Consider the following 17493-nt stretch of genomic DNA (forward strand, 5'->3'; position numbering starts at 1 on the left):
GCGGCGACCCCAGCCGGCTTCACCGCCGGATCAGTTCTGGAGGATTTCGAGGTCTTCTTCTTCGTCGGTCTCGTCCTCGTCCTCAGCACCGCCGTCGTCCATAACCTCAAGCCCGGTCACTTCGCCGTACGCTTCATAGAGGGCATCGTCGTAGACTTCAAAAGCATCGGCAAGGGTGAAAAACGCCGCCTCGACTGCTGGGTCCCCGGGCCGCCGCTGGGATGACGCCGCGGCAAGGTGTTCTTCCAGCGCAGCCGTGAGGGCTCCAAGCGCGACACGCGGATCGATGCTCATGACTTCACGTTAGCCGGAAATGGACGAAAATGGAGAGCAATGAAAGAACATTTTCTCAACAGCTCAGTCCGGCGGGAACGGGACTACGCCAAGCAGTACGAGTACCTCGTGGTGACGGTCAGTCCTGACGATTCCCTGCCCGAGGCGCACCGCCGTCTGGTCGAACATTCCGAGTACGGAAAATGGGAGCTGGAACGCAGTGTGCTGTATCTGGGCGGCGGCCGCCGCTTCTGGCTCCGCCGCCGGGTGACGCAGGTCCAGCGAACCGTTTAGGGCGCCTCCAGCGGACCACCTAGGCGTCGGGGTCCAGCGGACCCAGCCATGCGCTGGCTACGGTGTTGTGTGCCGATTCGTCGTCCGAGGGATGGAACATGCCCGCAAGTACGTCACGGTACAGCCGTTCCAGTTCGGAACCGCGAAAGTAGCTCGATCCCCCGGAGACCCTGATGGCCAGGTCCACGACGGTACGGGCCGTCTCGGTCGCACTGACTTTCAGACCGACCAGTTTCGGGAACCACTGGCCGCCGTGATCGGCAAGCGAGTCGACGTCCGTCGCGACGCTGGCCAGCTGCGGGTATAGCGCGTCCATCGCCATCGCTGCGTCGGCCACCTTCCAGCGGATGTCAGGGTCCTGGGCGTAGCTTCGCCCGCCGTTTTTGAACGACGTCCGTCGCTTAACGGCCTGGACGCCCAGGGACAGGGCGCGTTCGCCGATGCCGGTGTACACCGCGGCAAGGAGCGTCTCGAAGCACGCGAAGATGGCGAAGATCAGCGGATCGGCGTTCGGGCCTACCGGCAACTTCCGGAAGATCCGCTCCGGGGGCACCACGGCGTCCGCCAGGACCGTTGTGTTCGATTGGCTGGCCCGCATGCCCAGCGTGTCCCAGTCGGGCAGGATTTCGTAGCCCGGGGTCTCCCTGGTGATAAAACCGTGGACCAGTTGCCCCGCGCCGTCCGCGGCGGCGGAGTCCTTTCCAAAGATCCCGAGCCGGGTCCACACCGGTGAGAGGCTGGTGAAGATCTTTCGGCCGGTGAAGGCGTAGCCGCCGCCGGCCTGCGGAACAGCTGTGGTGCGCGAATCAAAGAGCACCGAGTCGTTGCCGGGCTCCGAGTTTCCGAACGCGAAGATCTCCCCCTGGCCGGCTTCCTTCAGGACATAGTCCAGCGACGAATCACCGCGGGCCGCCAAAACATGCGCGACGCCGGTCCACACCAGGTGCATGTTGATTGCCAGTGCGGTGGCCGGCGCGGCCGTCGCCAGCCGGCGCTGGAGCGCGGCTGCCGCCGCGAGCCCGAGTCCGAAGCCGCCGTCGGACTCGGGCACGAATATCTTCAGGTAGCCGGCCGCGGCCAGGTCCGCCAGGTCCTCGTGGAAAAAGGCGTTGTCCCGGTCGTAGCCGGCGGCGCGGCCGCGGATCCGGTCCAGCAGGGCGTCGGACAGCACGTCTTCGGGGCGCATGCGCGGTGCCTTTCGGGTGTCTAGTAGTTGGTGAGCAGGGTGTCCAGCACCCGCGAGCCGAACTTCAGGGACTCGGTGGGGACTCGTTCGTCCACGCCGTGGAACATTCCGGTGAAGTCCAGTTCGTCCGGGAGCTGGAGCGGGGCGAAGCCGTAGCCGGTGATGCCGAGCCGGCTTAGGGACTTGTTGTCCGTGCCGCCGGAGAGGGTGTACGGCAAAACCTTCGCGCCCGGGTCCTCCGAGTGCAGCGCATCAATCATGGCATCCACGAGGTTGCCGGCGAACGGAACTTCGAGGGAGACATCGTTGTGGACGTAGCTGACGTCGACGCCCTTGCCTGCGAGTTCGCGGACGATTTCAAGGACCTGCTGCTCCTGCCCGGGCAGGGTGCGGCAGTCGATGAGGGCCTCCGCCGATTCGGGGATCACATTGTGCTTGTAACCGCCTTTAAGCAGGGTGGGGTTGGTGGTGTTCTGCAGCGTGGCACCGACAAAGCGGGCCACGGTACCAAGTTCCTTGAGGATCTTGTCCGGATCGTCTGGATCGAATTCGACGCCCGTGAGTTCCGTCACGCCGTCCAGGAACTGCCGGGTTGTGGGAGTCAGCTCCAGCGGCCACCGGTACTCCCCGATCCGGGACACCGCGCTGGCCAGCCGGGTGACGGCGTTGTCCGTGTTGATCTGGGAACCGTGTCCAGCCCGGCCATGGGCGACAAGCCGGAGCCAGGAAATTCCCTTTTCCGCGGTCTGCAGCAGGTAGGTGCGCTGGCCGCCGATGGTGGCGGAGAAGCCGCCGACCTCGGAGATGGCCTCGGTGGCCCCGTCAAAGAGTTCGGGCCTCTTCTCAATCGCATAGCGGGCGCCGTAAGTGCCGCCGGCTTCCTCGTCAGCGAAGAACGCGAAGATCAGGTCGCGTTTCGGTTTGCGGCCGGTGCGGGCAAAATTCCGCAGGACTGAGAGGATCATGGCGTCCATGTCCTTCATATCCACGGCACCGCGGCCCCAGATCATGCCGTCCTTGAGTTCGGCGCCGAAGGGATCCACCGACCACTGGTCACGCAGGGCCGGGACGACATCCAAATGCCCGTGCACCACGAGGGCGCCGGCGGACGGGTCCTCCCCGGCCAGCCTCGTCACCACGCTGGCCCGGCCGGGAGCGGATTCGAAAATCTCGGCGTCGAGTCCCACTTCGGTCATCAGGCCCGCGGTGTATTCGGCGGCTGCCCGTTCGCCCGGGCCGGAGCCGTCTCCGTAGTTGGACGTGTCGATCCGGATCAGTTCCTGGCAGATCCTGACGACTTCGTCCTCGGGCCTGATTTCAGTCATGGTCGCTCCTCCTGGCGTCGGGTGGTTGTGCTCACTTCAGCCTACCCACCTGCGCCCCGGGGCCCCGATTATTTGTTTCCGGAAACTTCATGCTAGAGTCTTTCTCGCTGCTTCGGAGAAAACCGAAACGCTGAAAGGCGAAAAGGTTCACCGAACACCACCTGCGCGGGTGGCGGAATGGCAGACGCGCTAGCTTGAGGTGCTAGTCCTCGAAAGGGGGTGGGGGTTCAAGTCCCCCTCCGCGCACAACAGGAAAAGGCCCTGGAATCCGTATGGATTCCGGGGCCTTTTTTGGCTTTCAGGACTGGGTGCTTGGTACGGCCACCAGCCACGTGCCCTTCCCACCATCCCGGCCAAGGTCCGGACGGGCCGGTCGGATCTGCGTGGTGCAACTGGGCACATCCGGTTCGCATCTGGGAGCCCGCCTAAGCTATCCGGTACCTGGTCGGCGGGCGCGGCCGGAATCAGGGCCACTGCCCGCCAGCGCTGGCGGTCTCCTCTGGCCCCGAGGGTCTGCCCCGAAGCCCGGCAGGCTCCCCCAAGGCAGCGCGCACGACGGTGAGCAGCGAACGGAAACGGGGGTCTTCCGGCAGCGTGTCCAGCAGCACGGGTCCCCGGGGTCCGGCCAGCGGGATGCGCCAGTTGGGATACTGCGTGCTGGTTCCTGGCTGGTTCTGCGTGCGGGTTTCGCCCACCGCATCAACCAGGGCGACGCCCAGGAGCGACGATGGTGCCAGCGCGGTGAACGCGTACAGCGCCTCGACCGTGCCCTGCACGTCCGGATGCCCCGGCACTTGTGGGCGGCTTTGCTCGGGCAGGAGTCCACGGTCCCGGAGCAGGCTGAGCACCGCAGCCTGCTCTGCGGCGGCCGCGGCCAGTTCCTCATCCACCGGACGCTGCAGCAGCCCCAGGGATTCGCGGAGGGTGACGTGCTCGCCGGCCAGGAAGCCTGCTGTCGGTGGCAGGTCGTGGGTGTTGACGCTGGTCAGGCACTGCTGCCGGTACCGTTCCGGCGGGATGGGGCCCTCGGCGTTGTGCTCGAACCAGAGAATTGAGGTGCCGAAGATCCCGCGTTCGGCCAGGTAGTCCCGGACCCACGGCTCATACACCCCCAGGTCCTCGCCGATCACTATCGCGCCGGCCCGCTGCGCCTCCAGGGCGAGGATGCCGATCAGTGCCTCGTGGTCGTAGTAGACATAGGTGCCGTGTTCGGGACCGGCACCGGCCGGGATCCACCACAGCCGGAAAAGGCCCAGGATGTGGTCCACCCGGATCCCGCCGGCATGGCGCAGCACTGTCCGGAGCATGTCCCGGTACGCGGCATAGCCTGTCTCCGCGAGCCGCCCCGGGTGCCAGGGGGGTTGGGTCCAGTTTTGTCCCTGCTGGTTGAACATGTCCGGCGGCGCGCCGACTGTGACATCGCTGGCGAGTACCCCGGCCAGCGACCAGTTGTCCGAGCCGCCTTGCTTCACCCCGACCGCAAGATCATGGATGACCCCGATTTCCATACCGGCGCGCCGGGCCGAGCGTTGGGCTGCTTCGAGCTGCTGGTCGCAGAGCCACTGCAGCCAGCGGTGGAATTCGATCCGGCCGGCGAGCAGTGTGCGTTGCTCCTTGCAGTAGGCGGTGTCGGGCGCGGCTGCCTCGGCAGTCCACTGCGGTGCCTCCGGGGGCAGTTTCTCGGCCAGGGCGCACCAAAGCGCGAAGTCGTCGAGTCCTTGGCCCTGCCCTGCACAGAAATCCTGAAAAGCCACTGCGCGGGCCGGGCCCCGCGGGACGCCGAACACCAGTTCAAGGGCCGCCAGTTTTCCGGCGAAACTGGAGTTCCGGTCAAGCAGTCCGGTCGCCTGATTGGCGGTGTGCTGCTGACCGGCCAGGTTCTCCACTTCTGCCCGGCCTGCGGAGTCGAGGTAGCCGTACTCGGGGACCTCCTCCACCCGGAGGTAGAGCGGGTTGAAGAAGCGGCGGGTGGTCGGCAGGTATGGCGAGTCTTCGACCGGGGGGCGGGGTTCGGCGGCATGCAAGGGGTTGACCAGCAGGAAGCCTGCACCCTGTTGCCCGGTGATCGCGGCGAGGTCCGCGAGGTCCGCGAAGTCGCCGATGCCCCAGGACCGGGAGGACCGGACCGAATACAGCTGGGCGGTCAGTCCCCAGTTCCGCCGCCCGGCGAGCGCCTCGGTGGTGCTCAGCGTCAGCGGCGTGACGATGAGCGGACAGTGCGCCGCGGTGCCTTCGTTGTCTGCCAGCAGGGTGTGCCAGCCGAGGGGCACCCCGTCCGGAATCACGAAGGTCGCACGGCCGGTGAGGACGCCGTCGACGTCGACGGGGCCATCCCAATTTTCTTGTTGAGTCGTTTTGTACCTGCTTCCGTCCTCGGCGACAATCCACACCCGGACGGCGGTCCCATGGGGTACATGGACATCAATGGCGAGCGGCTGACCTGCACGGGCCACGGCGACCGCTGGCAACAGTCGCCGCCACGGTGCCAGTTGAGCCTCAGCCAGTGAGCGTTCCAGCTCCGCGGGGTCCCCGGCCGGCACACCCAGGGCGCCCAGGACGCTGCGCAGGGTCTCGTCTGCAACGGACCGTTCAACGCCGTCCCAGCCCCGGTAGGAGGTTCCGACACGATGGGCCGCTGCAAGTTCCCTGAGCAGTTCGGCTGTGCCGGTCGAGCTGTTGTGGTGCGTTCGGTCCGCCATGTGGCAACTGTAGACGCTTGCCGTCCGCCCCGTCCCGTCCCGAGGGAAGCAAGTTCTGCCCGGCGGTTCCGGCTAGCTATGCTGGCCCGCCGGCTTTAGGTGCAGGGCTCACCTCCAAGCTAGCGTTGCGTCCTATGATCGACGTCGAACGATTCCGGGTGCTTCTTCAGGAGGAGCGCCGCCGGAAACTTGCCCTCCTCCCCGCACTCAGCAAGGACATCAGCTCGGTCAATGCCGCCCGTCAGGACTCCAACGTCGACGACGAGCACGATCCGGAAGGTGCCACGATCGCGTTTGAGCTCTCGCAGGCGTCGGCCCTGCTGGAACAGAGCCGGCAGGGGCTCGCGCACATTGAAGCGGCCCTGGAACGGATTGAGGCAGGCACGTACGGCGTCTGTGCGGTGTGTGGTGAACAGATCGCAGAGGCCCGGCTGGAGGCCAGGGCGTGGACTCCGTTCTGCATCCGCCACAGTGCAGGTCCTGCGGGCCGGGCCGGAAGAACAGGACAACCGAAGCCATGACCAACGCCGCCGAGACCTGGTGGAGCCGGATCCTGGCAGGGTTCACCCACTCCCCCCTGCCCCACGTCACCGGCATTGAACTGGCGCTGGTGGTCCTGCTCGCTGTTGCGCTGTCCCTGCCACGGGTGACCTGGCGGTATTTCGGCTTGCTGGCCACCGTGACCCACGAACTCGGCCATGCTTTCGCTGCGCTGATGACCGGCCAGCGGCTCGGTGGAATCCGGCTGAGCCTGGACCACTCGGGCACCACCACCACCTACAGCCGCCGCCCGCTGGCAGCCGTCTGGTCGACGTTCTGGGGCTACCCGGTGCCGGCCGTCGTCGGTGCAGCCATGGTCTGGTGCGGTTTCAACGGCTGGGGTCCGGCGGCGATGTCGGTAGGAACCCTTGTGCTGCTGGCCTCATTCCTGTTCATCCGCAACGGGGTCGGACTGCTCATCACCGCGGCCGCTGTCCTTGCCGCCGTGCTGCTGGTGCTCTTCGTCCCGCCCGAATTCAACGGACACGTGGTGATCGTGCTCGGCCTGGCGCTGCTGGTCGCCGCCGTCCGCGACCTTGGGAAGCTGGCCAATGTGCACCTGCGGCACCGGGACCGGCTCGCATCCTCGGACGCGTACCTGCTGGCCCGGGCCACGCGTGTTCCTGCGGGGCTGTGGATCGTGCTCTTCGCCGCCGTCGTCGGGGCCGCCTGGTGGGTGGCCTGGCAGCCGATGTTACAGGTGTTCGACGTGCTGGGCGGGGCCATGCTGCCGGGCTCGGCCGGCTTCCCGGACTTGGGGCATAGGCTTGGACCATGAATATGAAGCATACTGATGACCCGGCATTCAGCACTAAGGGTGCCTACGTCACCGGCGGCGGGGAGTTCACCCGCGACACCAACTACATCGAGGACCGGATTACCCGCGACGGCGCCCCGGGCCTGAAGGGGGAGCCAGGCTGGCCGGTGGAACCCGGACGGTACCGGCTGATAGCGGCCCGAGCGTGCCCCTGGGCCAACCGTACCGTGATCGTGCGCCGGCTCCTGGGCCTTGAGGATGTCATCTCCCTCGGCCAGCCCGGACCAACCCATGACGCGCGCTCGTGGACTTTTGACCTTGACCCCGGCGGCAAGGATCCGGTCCTGGGCATGGAACGGATCCAGGAGGCGTACTTTCGCCGGTTTCCGGAGTACCCCCGGGGCATCACCGTCCCGGCGATTATCGACGTCGGCAGCGGCGAGGTGGTCACAAACGACTTCCCGCAAATCACCCTGGACTTCTCCACCGAGTGGGCCGGTTACCACCGCCCCGGTGCCCCCGAGCTGTACCCGCAGGCCCTCCGCGGCGAAATCGACGCGGTCAACAGGCGGGTCTTCACCGAGGTCAATAACGGCGTCTACCGCTGTGGCTTCGCCGGCTCCCAGCGGGCCTATGATGCTGCATACGACCGGCTCTGGACGGCGCTGGACTGGCTGGAGGAACGCTTGACGGGCCAGCGGTACCTCGTTGGAGACACCATCACCGAGGCCGACGTCCGGCTCTTCACAACACTGGCGCGGTTCGATGCCGTCTACCACGGGCATTTCAAGTGCAACCGGCAAAAACTCAGCGAGATGCCGGCGCTCTGGGGATATGCAAGGGACTTGTTCCAGACCCCCGGCTTTGGCGACACCACCGACTTCGTGCAGATCAAGCAGCACTACTACATCGTCCATGAGGACATCAACCCCACCGGGATCGTGCCGATGGGCCCCGCGCTGGGCAACTGGCTGAGCGCACACGGCCGCGAAGCCCTCGGCGGCCGGCCCTTCGGGGATGGAACACCTCCGGGCCCGGTCCGGGCAGGGGAAGAAGTGGCCCCCGGCCACGGGGCCGGCTGAGGGCGCGGGCTGCTGACGGGAGAGCAACGCTCCCGACAGCACCAGGGGTGAGCTGCTTGGCCGGCTCAGCGTTCTTCCAGTTGTAGCAGCAATACCACCGCCCTAGGGTGGGTTCTGATGACAACTACAGAAGAGGCCACCCAGGCCGGGCGCCCCTCGCTGTTCCGGCGGTCTTGGGGGGTAGTGGCCAGCAACGCTTCCGTTGTGCTGCTGTGGCCCCGATTGCAGCTGGCGGTAAAAGCCGGACTCGCCGCGGGCATTGCGTTCGCCATAGCTCCCCTGATGCCGGGCTCGGCCGCCAATTACCCCTATTACGCGCCGCTGGGAGCCCTGGTGGTGATGTATGAAAACGTTGCGGGCTCCATGCGGCAAGGTGTGCAGACGCTGGTGGGGCTTGCCATCGGCATTGGCTTGGCCTTTGTGCTGTTCCTGCGCGGCAGTCCCACGCCGCTGACAGTCGCTTTGGTGATGGCCCTCGGCGTTGTTTTGGCGGGGCTGCCGAAGCTCGGCGCTGGCCGGGACTGGATTCCGACGGCCGCGCTGCTTGTCCTGCTGGTCGGCGGCCACGACCCGGACCAGTTCTCCTTCGGGTATCTCCTCCAGATGGGAGCCGGGGTCAGCGTGGGCATCCTGGTGAACCTGCTGGTCTTCCCGCCGCTGCACTTCCGCGCCGCTGAGCTTAGTATTGCCGAACTCCGGCTGGCACTCGCCAGTCAGCTCAGCGACATGGCAAAGGCATTAAAGGAGAGTTGGCCGCCGGAGCACAAAGAGTGGTCCCGGCAGTCCGACACCCTTGAAGCGTCCGTCCGCTCCGTTCGGCTGGCCGTGGAGAAGGCCGATGCAAGCCGGCGCGCCAACCCGAGGCGCAGGCTCCATCCGCGGGATATCGAGCGGGACTACCGCAACCTGAGGGACCTGGAGCGGGTGACCTTCCACGTCCAGGACGTGACGCAGGTGCTCTCGGATGTCATTTGGGCCACGGACACGCCCTTTGTGGTGCCGGATGAATACGCAGCACCACTCGCCGACGCCATGTTTGCGGTCGGCGACGTGCTGCGCGCACTCCAGGAGGAGGAACCGGAACGCCAGTCGGAACTAAGTGAAGAAGCCGACGCCGCCGTCAAGTCCCTGACGGCGCGCCTCGGCGCCGAGGACGTGCAAACTGAGGGCCCCAGTGCCGTCGAATCGATCCTTTTGAGCCTGCACCGGATGCTGCGTGTGGCGAGGGCTTTCGCGAACCAGGCATAGCGTCCGGCATTCGCATCCCGCACGGCCGCCTTCGCCCCGGACCGGGGCGAAGGCGGCCGTCGCTGGTTGCCGCGGCGCTACGGCAGGGCAGCAACCGAGCCGCTGAAGTGTTTGCGTCCGGTACGCGGGTTCCAGGCGACGAAGTCGGAGCGCCGCCACGCCCCGTCATCGGTGTGGCCGGTCCCGATCTCAAGGGCCACGCGGGCCGGCAGGAAAACCGGCGCTTCAAACGAAACCTCCCAGCTGAATCCGTCGGCCTTCGCGGCGCCCACGTCCGCAAGCGCCCTCGACGCCAGATACATGCCGTGTGCTATCGACCGGCGCAGCCCCAGGGCCTTGGCCGAGAGGACGCTCAGGTGGATCGGGTTGAAGTCGCCGGACACGGCAGCGTACGCGCGTCCCGTGTCCACGCCCAGCTGCCATAGCGCGGTCGGATTCGGTGCCGCAAAAACGGCCGGAACCGGAGCGGCCGTGGGCTTGTCGATTCCCGGCAGGAACACCCCTTTCGCCAGGTACGTCGAAACACCTCGCCAGCTCACAGCGTCCTCCCCCGCGCTGCGCACCTCGGTGACGAGATCCAGCTGGGTCCCTGAGCGGTGCCCCCTCAGGTTCTCCGCCCAGGAACGGATGTCCAGGGCCTGGGTGAAACGCAACGGCCCGGATTGCACTACCCGGTTCTCCAGGTGGATCATCCCCAGCAGCGGCAGGGGAAAATCATCCCGGTTCATAACGCTCATTGCCAGCGGGAAGGACAGCGCGTGGACAAATCCGGCCGGCAGGATGTCGCTGGCGGTCTCACCGATCAGGTGCTGATAGGCCGTGAGGTTTTCCACCGCCGCCGTGACGCCGCGAACCTCGTGCTGTGTCTCGGGGAGTCCGGCGCCGGCATGGGTGCCCAACACCCGTCGTCGGGCAGCGGTGGCCGCAGCGTTGACGTACAGCTTGGACAGTGACGGCAACTCCCCCAGGATGAGCGGCCGTGATGGGTTCATGCCCCCACCAGGTTCTGCCCGCAGACGCGCAGTACCTCACCGGTTATGCCGCCGGCCGCGTCACTGGCCAGGAACGCGATAGCCTCGGCCACGTCGCCCGGCCGGCCGCCCTGTTGGAGCGAGTTGAGCCTGCGCGCGATCTCGCGGGTGGCAAACGGGATCCTGGCGGTCATCTCCGTTTCGATAAAACCAGGAGCAACGGCGTTGATGGAGCCGCCGTGCGTGCCGATCAGCGGGGCCGTCGCCCGGACCATTCCCATCACGCCACCCTTCGAGGCGGCGTAGTTGGTCTGGCCGCGGTTGCCGGCAATCCCGCTGGTGGACGCGACGGAGACAATCCGCGGTGCGCTCCGAAAGTGTTCGGAGGCGAGCAGTGCCGCATTGATCCGCAGCTGCGCGGCGATGTTGACCCCGATGACGGAGTTCCAGCGGCCCTGGTCCATGTTGGCCAGCAGCTTGTCCCGGGTGATGCCGGCGTTGTGGATAACAATGTCCAGCCGCCCGTGGCGTTCCACGGCGTGGTCAATAATGCGCTGACCGGCGTCCGCGCCGCTTATGTCCAGCTGCAGCGCCGTGCCGTGCACTTCGTTGGCGACTGCTGCGAGGTGATCCCCGGCCGCCGGGATATCAACGGCTACGACTGTGGCACCGTCACGGTGGAGGGTACGCGCAATCGCAGCGCCGATTCCGCGCGCGGCTCCGGTCACGACGGCGACCTTGCCCGCCAGCGGCTTCTCCGCGTCGGCCGGCAGTTGCCCTTCGGTGCTGCTCACGGTCAGAAACTGTCCGTCGATGAACGCCGAACGGCCGGAGAGGAAGAACCGGAGCGCGCCGAGGGCGCTGGGGCTGGTGGTCCGGGCGTCCCCGGACAGCAGGATCCCGTTGGCCGTTGCACCGGCACGGAGCTCCTTCGCAAGCGAGCGCAGGAGACCGTCGACGCCTTGGCGGGCCGCCGCGGCGGCGGGGTCCGCGTTGGCGGTCGCGGTGCGGGAAACGGTGATGACGCGCGAGTGAGCGGCCAGGTCCCGGAGCGAGGCGGCTGCCGTGAGGACCGGCTTCTCGAGGTCCTCCGGCCGGGTCAGCCCATCGAGGACCAGGATGATGGCGCCAAGCTTCTCCTTGGGAACCGCGTGACGGCGAACATCGAGATTCCAGGACAGCAGGATCGACGCGAGATCGTCTGCTCCGCTGCCGGTACCCTGGACCAGAACAGGGCCGCTCACGAACGGCTGCCCCGGTGTGTAGCGCCGCAGAACCACCGGCTGTGGCAGGCCAAGTTTGCGCGCGATGTCCCGGCCGAGCCCCCGGCTCACCAGTGCGGTGTATTTATCAGGCATGGGATCCCCCTAGTGAGATTCAAGAATAGCGACGACGCCCTGGCCGCCGGCGGCGCAGATGGAAATGAGTCCGCGGGCGGGACGGCCATTAACCGGGCCCCTGGCGTGGAGCATCTTCGCGAGCGTGGCGACGATTCGTCCGCCGGTGGCGGCGAACGGGTGGCCGGCGGCGAGGGAGGATCCGTTAACGTTGAGCTTGGACCGGTCAATGCTGCCGAAGGCGCCGTCCAGGCCCAGCCGGGTACGGCAGAATTCCTCGTCTTCCCACGCGGCCAGGGTGCTCAGTACGGTGCCGGCGAAAGCCTCATGGATCTCGAAGAAGTCAATGTCCGCAAGGCTTAGTCCGTTACGGGCCAGCAGGCGGGGAACGGCGAAGGCCGGCGCCATCAGGAGCCCGTCCTTGCCGTGCACAAAGTCGACGGCCGCCGCTTCGCCGTCGACGACGGTAGCCAGCTTGGGCAGGTCGTGGGCGTCGGCCCATTCCTCGGCGGCGAGCAGGACTGTCGAGGCGCCGTCAGTGAGCGGGGTGGAGTTGCCGGCCGTCATGGTTGCCGCTGTGCCAAGGTTTTTGCCGAAAACGGGTTTGAGCGTGGCCAGCTTCGCCAGGCTGGTGTCGGAGCGCAGATTCGAGTCGCGGGTAAGGCCGCGATACGGAGTGAGCAGGTCATCGAAGAAGCCCGCGTCGTAGGCAGCGGCCAGGTTGCGGTGGCTGTTAAAAGCCAGTTCGTCTTGCGCTTCCCGTGTGACCTTCCACTGCGCGGTGGTGAGCGCCTGGTGTTCGCCCATGGACAGGCCGGTGCGCGGTTCGCCGGTGCCGGGGGCGTCCGGGGTGAGATCCTTGGGCCGGAGCCGGCTCAGGACCTGCAGGCGCTGGGGCAGCGTCTTGGCACGATTGAGGTCAAGAAGCACTTCGCGCAGTCCCTCGCTGACGGCAATCGGAGCGTCAGAGGCGGAGTCGACGCCGCCGGCGATGGCCGAATCGATCTGGCCGAGCTTAATCTTGTTGGCCAGGCCGAGGACCGTTTCCAGTCCGGTGGCGCAGGCCTGCTGCACGTCATAGGCGGGGGTCTCTGCGGACAGTGCGGAGCCAAGCACGGCTTCACGGGTCAGATTGAAATCACGGGAGTGCTTGAGTACGGCTCCGGCAGCTACCTCACCGATGCGTTCGTCCTGGAGGCCGAACCGTGCGATCAGCCCGTCCAGCGCCGCCGTCAGCATGTCCTGGTTGGAGGACTTGGTGTACGCGCCACCGGTCCGGGCAAAGGGGATGCGGTTTCCGCCCACGATGACCGCCTTGCGGAGCTGCGGCGCCGCCGTGCGCGCGGCGGGGGCGGTGGCGATTCCCGCTGTGCCTCCTGCCGGCGCCGTGGCTGCGGGAGTCGGTTCCTGCGGTCCGGGTGTGGACTGTCCGTCGACGGTCATGGGCTGTCTCCTTTGATCAAAGCGGGTTACCGATACCCAGCGTACCTGATACGCTGGGTATCGTGAACATTCCCCAGCCTGATCTTCCCGGCGGCAGTACCTCCGGCACCCACGCCGCCGGCAGCGGCAGCGTGGATGGCCGGGCCTCGCGCTGGCAGCCGCATCGCGAGGAGCGGCGCCGGGAGCTGATCAAAGCTGCCCGCAAGGCAGTGCACAGGCTCGGCAGCGACGCTTCCATGGAGGACATTGCCGCCGCGGCCGGTACGTCGAAGTCAGTCTTCTACCGATACTTCGGGGACAAGGCAGGGTTGCAGCAGGCCGTCGGCGAAGTGGTTCTGAGCCAGATGCAGCGCCGCATCCAGGAAGCCGCGCAGGGAGCCCAGACGCCCCGCGAAGGACTGCTTGCGATGGTTTCCGCCTACCTCCAGATGGCGGAGACAAGCCCCGCCGTCTACACCTTCGTTACGCGCTACACCCCCGGCGAGGCGGATGCCGGGGGCGCCAGCATCCCCGCAGCCGGCGCCCTGGGCCACTTTTTTGCGGCCATTAGCGGCATGATCGCCCGGCCCATGCACAGCCACCTCGGCGACTCGACGGGGCGCGAAGCCGTACTCGGGTACTGGCCGACCGCCGCGATCGGCCTGGTCAGAAACGCCGGTGAGCAATGGCTTGCCAGCCCGGCTACGCCTGCCAAGCCCGGCCAGGAAGCGATGGCACGCCAGATCACCGACTGGCTGTGCCTGGGCATAGCCCCGGAGCTCCGCCCGGCCACCGCTGTGTCCGCGCCGGCCGGCGCGGCTCCGGCATCACCGTGAGCCGGCCGGCCCCAGTTCCAGTACCGACTTTTCCAGAATTCAAGTGTTAGAACCCAAGTGTCAGAACCAAAGAAGGAATCGACATGACCGAACTCGCCGACCGCCACGCGGTCCCTGCCACGCCCCGACCTGCTGCGGAGCGCAAGTCCGCCCGGCCGGCGAACTTAACCGGGATGGCGGCTCCCGTCGTCGATGTTGAACTGCTCGGCGAGCTGCTGCTGGGAAAGTGGGCCGACACCCGCCGGACCGCACGGGCGCTCGCAGGGCACCCCGAACTGCACAAGACGGAGGGGCTTACCCATACCGAACACCGCCGGCGTGTCTTCGGCCAGCTGAAGATCCTGGTGGAGAACGGCGCCGTACACCGTGCTTTCCCGGCGGCCGTCGGCGGCGCCGACGAGCACGGCGGCAACGTCGCCGGGTTCCAGGAACTTGTTATCGCGGACCCTTCGCTGCAGATCAAGGCCGGCGTCCAGTGGGGTCTGTTCGGCTCCGCCGTCAACCACCTCGGCACCGAGGAGCACCACAAGAAGTGGCTGCCCGGCATTATGAACCTTGACATCCCGGGCTGCTTCGCCATGACGGAGACCGGCCACGGATCGGACGTCGCCAGCATCGCCACCACAGCCACCTACGACCCGGACACCGCGGAATTTGTGGTCCACACGCCCTTCCGGGCCGCGTGGAAGGACTACATCGGGAATGCCGCCGTCGACGGACTCGCCGCCGTCGTCTTCGCCCAGCTGGTGACGCAGGGCGTCAACCACGGTGTGCACGCCTTCTACATGAACCTCCGGGATCCCGAAACCAGGGAATTCCTGCCCGGCATCGGGGGCGAGGACGACGGGGTCAAGGGTGGACTCAACGGCATTGACAACGGCAGGCTGCACTTCACGAGCGTCCGGATCCCGCGCACCCACCTGCTGAACCGCTACGGCAACGTTGATGACGATGGCAGCTACAGCTCGCCCATCGCCAGCCCGGGCCGCCGCTTCTTCACCATGCTTGGCACCCTGGTCCAGGGCCGGGTCTCCCTTGACGGTGCCGCCGTGACCGCGTCGAAGCTTGCCTTGAAAACGGCGATCCAGTACGCCACAGAACGCCGCCAGTTCAACGCTTCCTCGCCAACCGATGAGGAAGTACTGCTCGATTACCAGCGGCACCAGCGCCGGCTGTTCACCCGTCTGGCCACCACGTATGCCGCCGGTTTCGCCAGTGAGCAGCTGTTGCAGAAGTTCGACGACGTTTTCTCCGGCCGGGCCGACACTGACGAGGATCGCCAGGATCTGGAGACCCTCGCGGCGGCGCTTAAGCCGCTCAGCACCTGGCACGCCCTTGACACCCTGCAGGAATGCCGCGAAGCCTGCGGCGGGGCAGGTTTCCTGATCGAGAACCGCTTTGCCTCGCTGCGTGCGGACCTCGACGTCTACGCCACCTTCGAAGGCGATAACACGGTGTTGCTGCAGCTGGTCGCCAAGCGGCTGCTGGCCGACTATGCCAAGGAGTTCCGCACCGTGAACTTCGGTGTGCTCGCCCGCTATGTGGTGGGCCAGGCCACGGGGGCCGCCATCCACCGGACGGGCCTGCGCGGCGTCGCCCAGTTTATGGCTGATTCCGGGTCGGTTCAGAAGGCGGCCATCGCGATTAAGGACGAAGCCAGCCAGCGCGCACTGCTGACCGACCGGGTGCAAACCATGGTTGCCGAGGTGGGCGCGGCGCTCAAGGGCGCCAACAAGCTGCCCCAGCAGCAGGGCGCCGCCCTGTTCAACAGCCACCAGGACGAACTCATCGAAGCCGCCCAGGCGCACGCCGAGCTGCTGCAGTGGGAAGCCTTTACCGAGGCGCTTGGCACGGTCACGGACCCGGGAACCCGAAAGGTCCTGACCTGGCTGCGCGATCTCTTCGGCCTGGCCCTGATTGAAGACAACCTGTCCTGGTACCTGATGAACGGCAGGCTCTCCATGCAGCGCGCCCGGACCGTGGGCGGCTACATCAACCGCCTGCTGGTGAAGATCCGTCCGCATGCCCTGGACCTGGTCGATGCCTTCGGGTTCGGGCCGGAACACCTCCGCGCTGAGATCGCAACGGGCGCTGAGAAGGTCCGCCAGGATGAGGCCCGCGAGTACTTCCGCAGGCTGCGCGCCAACGGGGATGCCCCCGTGGACGAGAAGATCCTCTTGGCACGCAAGGGCCACGGGAAAAAGTCCTAAGGTCCCTGCCCGGTCCGGAACACCACAACGGCGCCGCCCCCGCAAGGGGGCGGCGCCGTTGTGGTGTGTGGCCGGATGCCTGCGGTCAGGAGTTCGTGGGGAGCACCGAGCGGTAGACCGCAAGAGTGGTTTCGGTGATGGATTCCCAAGAGAAGTGTTCTTCGGCGCGGCGCCGGCCGGCCTGGCCCATGGCGCGGGCCCGGGCGGGATCGGTGACAACTTCGGTCAGCGCGGCAGCGAATTCGGTGACAAATTTCTCCGGATCCAGCGGAGTGCCGGTCCCGTCCGTGACTTGCTCGATGTCCACCAGCAGTCCGGTCTCGCCGTGCTGTACCACCTCCGGGATTCCGCCGGTGGCACTGGCCACCACGGCGGCACCGCAAGCCATGGCCTCAAGGTTTACGATGCCAAGGGGCTCATAGATGGACGGGCAGGCAAAAGCAGTGGCGTGGCTGAGCACCTGGATCAGCTCGTTGCGCGGCAACATCCGCTCCACCAGGATCACACCGCTGCGCTGGGTCTGCAGCTGCGCGATCAGGCGGGAGGTCTCGGCGGCAAGCTCGGGGGTGTCTGCGGCACCAAGGCACAACACCAGCTGCACGTCGGCCGGCAGTTTGGCGGCCGCGCGAAGCAGGTAGGGCACGCCCTTCTGGCGGGTATTGCGGCCGACGAAGACTACGCTCGGCCGTGCCGGGTCAATCCCCAGGGCGCGGACGACGTCCTCTCCTTCGTCCCGGTTCCAGAGGCTCACATCGATGCCGTTGTGCACTACCTTGACCTTGGCGGGGTCCACCTCCGGGTAGCTGCGCAGAATGTCCTGGCGCATGCCCTCGGAGACTGCGATGATGGCGGCTGCGGCCTCGTAGGCAGTCTTTTCCACCCAGGAGGACACGGCGTAGCCGCCGCCAAGCTGCTCGGCCTTCCACGGGCGCAGCGGCTCCAAACTGTGGGCACTGAGCACGTGTGGAATGCCGTGCAGCAACGAGGCGATGTGCCCGGCCATGTTGGCATACCAGGTGTGTGAATGCACGATGTCGGCGCCGGCAATATCCGGCACAATCCGCAAATCCACTCCGAGGGTCTGCAGCGCAGCGTTCGCCGTGCCCAGATCCCCGGGCACGGCGTACGACGTGACGCTCGCGCCGTGATAGTCGGGTTCACGGGCCGCGCCGAAGGCGCGAACCTGCAGATCCACGTGCCGGGCCAGCACACGGCTGAGCTCGGCCACGTGGACCCCGGCGCCGCCATAGATTTCGGGCGGGAATTCTTTGGTCACAATGTCTATACGCACAAACTCCAAGGTAGTCGTTACG

At 66.8% G+C, this 17493-nt stretch carries 15 protein-coding genes and 1 tRNA gene; 8 read left to right on the plus strand and 8 right to left on the minus strand.

Annotated features, from left to right (window positions below; translation table 11 throughout):
* Positions 1-30: 30 nt before the first annotated feature.
* Positions 31-294, minus strand: a complete 264-nt coding sequence (locus QK287_RS09435; RefSeq protein ID WP_226775858.1) for a hypothetical protein — start codon at positions 292-294, stop codon at positions 31-33.
* A 39-nt stretch (positions 295-333) separates the two neighbouring features.
* Between QK287_RS09435 and QK287_RS09440 the strand changes: the two genes are divergently transcribed.
* Positions 334-567: a DUF5703 family protein gene (locus QK287_RS09440; protein WP_226775859.1), complete on the plus strand. Its 234-nt coding sequence runs from the start codon at positions 334-336 to the stop codon at positions 565-567.
* A 19-nt stretch (positions 568-586) separates the two neighbouring features.
* On the opposite strand, the gene QK287_RS09445 is transcribed toward QK287_RS09440, so the two are convergent.
* Together QK287_RS09445 and QK287_RS09450 are read right to left on the minus strand one after the other, a co-directional pair.
* Positions 587-1753: an acyl-CoA dehydrogenase family protein gene (locus QK287_RS09445; protein ID WP_226775860.1), complete on the minus strand. Its 1167-nt coding sequence runs from the start codon at positions 1751-1753 to the stop codon at positions 587-589.
* 20 nt (positions 1754-1773) lie between these two features.
* On the minus strand, positions 1774-3078 hold the full coding sequence (locus tag QK287_RS09450; protein WP_226775861.1) for a M20/M25/M40 family metallo-hydrolase: 1305 nt from the start codon (positions 3076-3078) through the stop codon (positions 1774-1776).
* Between the two features lie 163 nt (positions 3079-3241).
* On the opposite strand from QK287_RS09450, the gene QK287_RS09455 reads away from it, so the two are divergent.
* Positions 3242-3324: transfer RNA gene (locus QK287_RS09455), tRNA-Leu, on the plus strand.
* A gap of 218 nt (positions 3325-3542) precedes the next feature.
* On the opposite strand, the gene malQ is transcribed toward QK287_RS09455, so the two are convergent.
* Positions 3543-5777 carry a 4-alpha-glucanotransferase gene (gene malQ / locus QK287_RS09460; protein WP_226775862.1) on the minus strand — a complete coding sequence of 745 codons (2235 nt, stop codon included), beginning with the start codon at positions 5775-5777 and terminating at the stop codon, positions 3543-3545.
* Between the two features lie 134 nt (positions 5778-5911).
* Between malQ and QK287_RS09465 the strand changes: the two genes are divergently transcribed.
* The 4 genes from QK287_RS09465 to QK287_RS09480 all read left to right on the plus strand — a co-directional run bounded on the left by QK287_RS09465 (position 5912) and on the right by QK287_RS09480 (position 9404).
* Positions 5912-6298, plus strand: a complete 387-nt coding sequence (locus QK287_RS09465; RefSeq protein WP_253032769.1) for a TraR/DksA C4-type zinc finger protein — start codon at positions 5912-5914, stop codon at positions 6296-6298.
* Complete coding sequence (locus tag QK287_RS09470; RefSeq protein WP_282359926.1) at positions 6295-7095, plus strand: M50 family metallopeptidase; 801 nt, start codon at positions 6295-6297, stop codon at positions 7093-7095. Before QK287_RS09465 ends, QK287_RS09470 begins: the two co-directional genes overlap by 4 nt.
* Entirely contained in the window at positions 7092-8156 is a 1065-nt protein-coding gene (locus QK287_RS09475; protein ID WP_226775865.1) for a glutathione S-transferase C-terminal domain-containing protein, read from the plus strand. The genes QK287_RS09470 and QK287_RS09475 overlap by 4 nt, the downstream gene beginning before the upstream one ends.
* A 117-nt stretch (positions 8157-8273) precedes the next feature.
* Positions 8274-9404, plus strand: coding sequence for an aromatic acid exporter family protein (locus QK287_RS09480; RefSeq protein ID WP_226775866.1), 1131 nt, complete (start codon positions 8274-8276; stop codon positions 9402-9404).
* 77 nt (positions 9405-9481) lie between these two features.
* On the opposite strand, the gene QK287_RS09485 is transcribed toward QK287_RS09480, so the two are convergent.
* The 3 genes from QK287_RS09485 to QK287_RS09495 are packed head-to-tail and all read right to left on the minus strand — an operon-like array spanning position 9482 to position 13155.
* The gene (locus tag QK287_RS09485) at positions 9482-10396 is read right to left on the minus strand and encodes a MaoC/PaaZ C-terminal domain-containing protein (protein WP_226775867.1); all 915 of its coding nucleotides are present in this window, start codon (positions 10394-10396) and stop codon (positions 9482-9484) included.
* Entirely contained in the window at positions 10393-11733 is a 1341-nt protein-coding gene (locus QK287_RS09490; RefSeq protein ID WP_282359928.1) for a 3-oxoacyl-ACP reductase, read from the minus strand. The genes QK287_RS09485 and QK287_RS09490 overlap by 4 nt, the downstream gene beginning before the upstream one ends.
* 9 nt (positions 11734-11742) lie before the next feature.
* On the minus strand, positions 11743-13155 hold the full coding sequence (locus tag QK287_RS09495) for an acetyl-CoA C-acetyltransferase (protein WP_282359929.1): 1413 nt from the start codon (positions 13153-13155) through the stop codon (positions 11743-11745).
* A 68-nt stretch (positions 13156-13223) separates the two neighbouring features.
* Here QK287_RS09495 and QK287_RS09500 point away from each other — a divergent pair, with 68 nt between their 5' ends.
* Together QK287_RS09500 and QK287_RS09505 are read left to right on the plus strand one after the other, a co-directional pair.
* Positions 13224-13970 (plus strand): TetR/AcrR family transcriptional regulator, encoded by a 747-nt coding sequence (locus tag QK287_RS09500; protein WP_226775885.1) that lies wholly within the window; start codon positions 13224-13226, stop codon positions 13968-13970.
* A gap of 83 nt (positions 13971-14053) precedes the next feature.
* Positions 14054-16180 carry an acyl-CoA dehydrogenase gene (locus tag QK287_RS09505; RefSeq protein ID WP_282359930.1) on the plus strand — a complete coding sequence of 709 codons (2127 nt, stop codon included), beginning with the start codon at positions 14054-14056 and terminating at the stop codon, positions 16178-16180.
* A gap of 85 nt (positions 16181-16265) precedes the next feature.
* Here the strand turns inward: QK287_RS09505 and glgA are convergent, their stop codons facing one another.
* Complete coding sequence (gene glgA, locus QK287_RS09510; RefSeq protein WP_226775871.1) at positions 16266-17471, minus strand: glycogen synthase; 1206 nt, start codon at positions 17469-17471, stop codon at positions 16266-16268.
* Positions 17472-17493 lie beyond the last annotated feature (22 nt).

This window comes from Arthrobacter sp. AL05 (assembly GCF_029960715.1).
Taxonomy (GTDB): Bacteria; Actinomycetota; Actinomycetes; order Actinomycetales; family Micrococcaceae; genus Arthrobacter.

Excerpts from the sequence above, each read along its gene's own strand:
- QK287_RS09435 (WP_226775858.1), bottom strand. The coding sequence starts at position 294 with ATGAGCATCGATCCGCGTGTCGCGCTTGGAGCCCTCACGGCTGCGCTG.
- QK287_RS09440 (WP_226775859.1), top strand. The coding sequence starts at position 334 with ATGAAAGAACATTTTCTCAACAGCTCAGTCCGGCGGGAACGGGACTAC.
- QK287_RS09445 (WP_226775860.1), bottom strand. The coding sequence starts at position 1,753 with ATGCGCCCCGAAGACGTGCTGTCCGACGCCCTGCTGGACCGGATCCGC.
- QK287_RS09450 (WP_226775861.1), bottom strand. The coding sequence starts at position 3,078 with ATGACTGAAATCAGGCCCGAGGACGAAGTCGTCAGGATCTGCCAGGAA.
- malQ (WP_226775862.1), bottom strand. The coding sequence starts at position 5,777 with ATGGCGGACCGAACGCACCACAACAGCTCGACCGGCACAGCCGAACTG.
- QK287_RS09465 (WP_253032769.1), top strand. The coding sequence starts at position 5,912 with ATGATCGACGTCGAACGATTCCGGGTGCTTCTTCAGGAGGAGCGCCGC.
- QK287_RS09470 (WP_282359926.1), top strand. The coding sequence starts at position 6,295 with ATGACCAACGCCGCCGAGACCTGGTGGAGCCGGATCCTGGCAGGGTTC.
- QK287_RS09475 (WP_226775865.1), top strand. The coding sequence starts at position 7,092 with ATGAATATGAAGCATACTGATGACCCGGCATTCAGCACTAAGGGTGCC.
- QK287_RS09480 (WP_226775866.1), top strand. The coding sequence starts at position 8,274 with ATGACAACTACAGAAGAGGCCACCCAGGCCGGGCGCCCCTCGCTGTTC.
- QK287_RS09485 (WP_226775867.1), bottom strand. The coding sequence starts at position 10,396 with ATGAACCCATCACGGCCGCTCATCCTGGGGGAGTTGCCGTCACTGTCC.
- QK287_RS09490 (WP_282359928.1), bottom strand. The coding sequence starts at position 11,733 with ATGCCTGATAAATACACCGCACTGGTGAGCCGGGGGCTCGGCCGGGAC.
- QK287_RS09495 (WP_282359929.1), bottom strand. The coding sequence starts at position 13,155 with ATGACCGTCGACGGACAGTCCACACCCGGACCGCAGGAACCGACTCCC.
- QK287_RS09505 (WP_282359930.1), top strand. The coding sequence starts at position 14,054 with ATGACCGAACTCGCCGACCGCCACGCGGTCCCTGCCACGCCCCGACCT.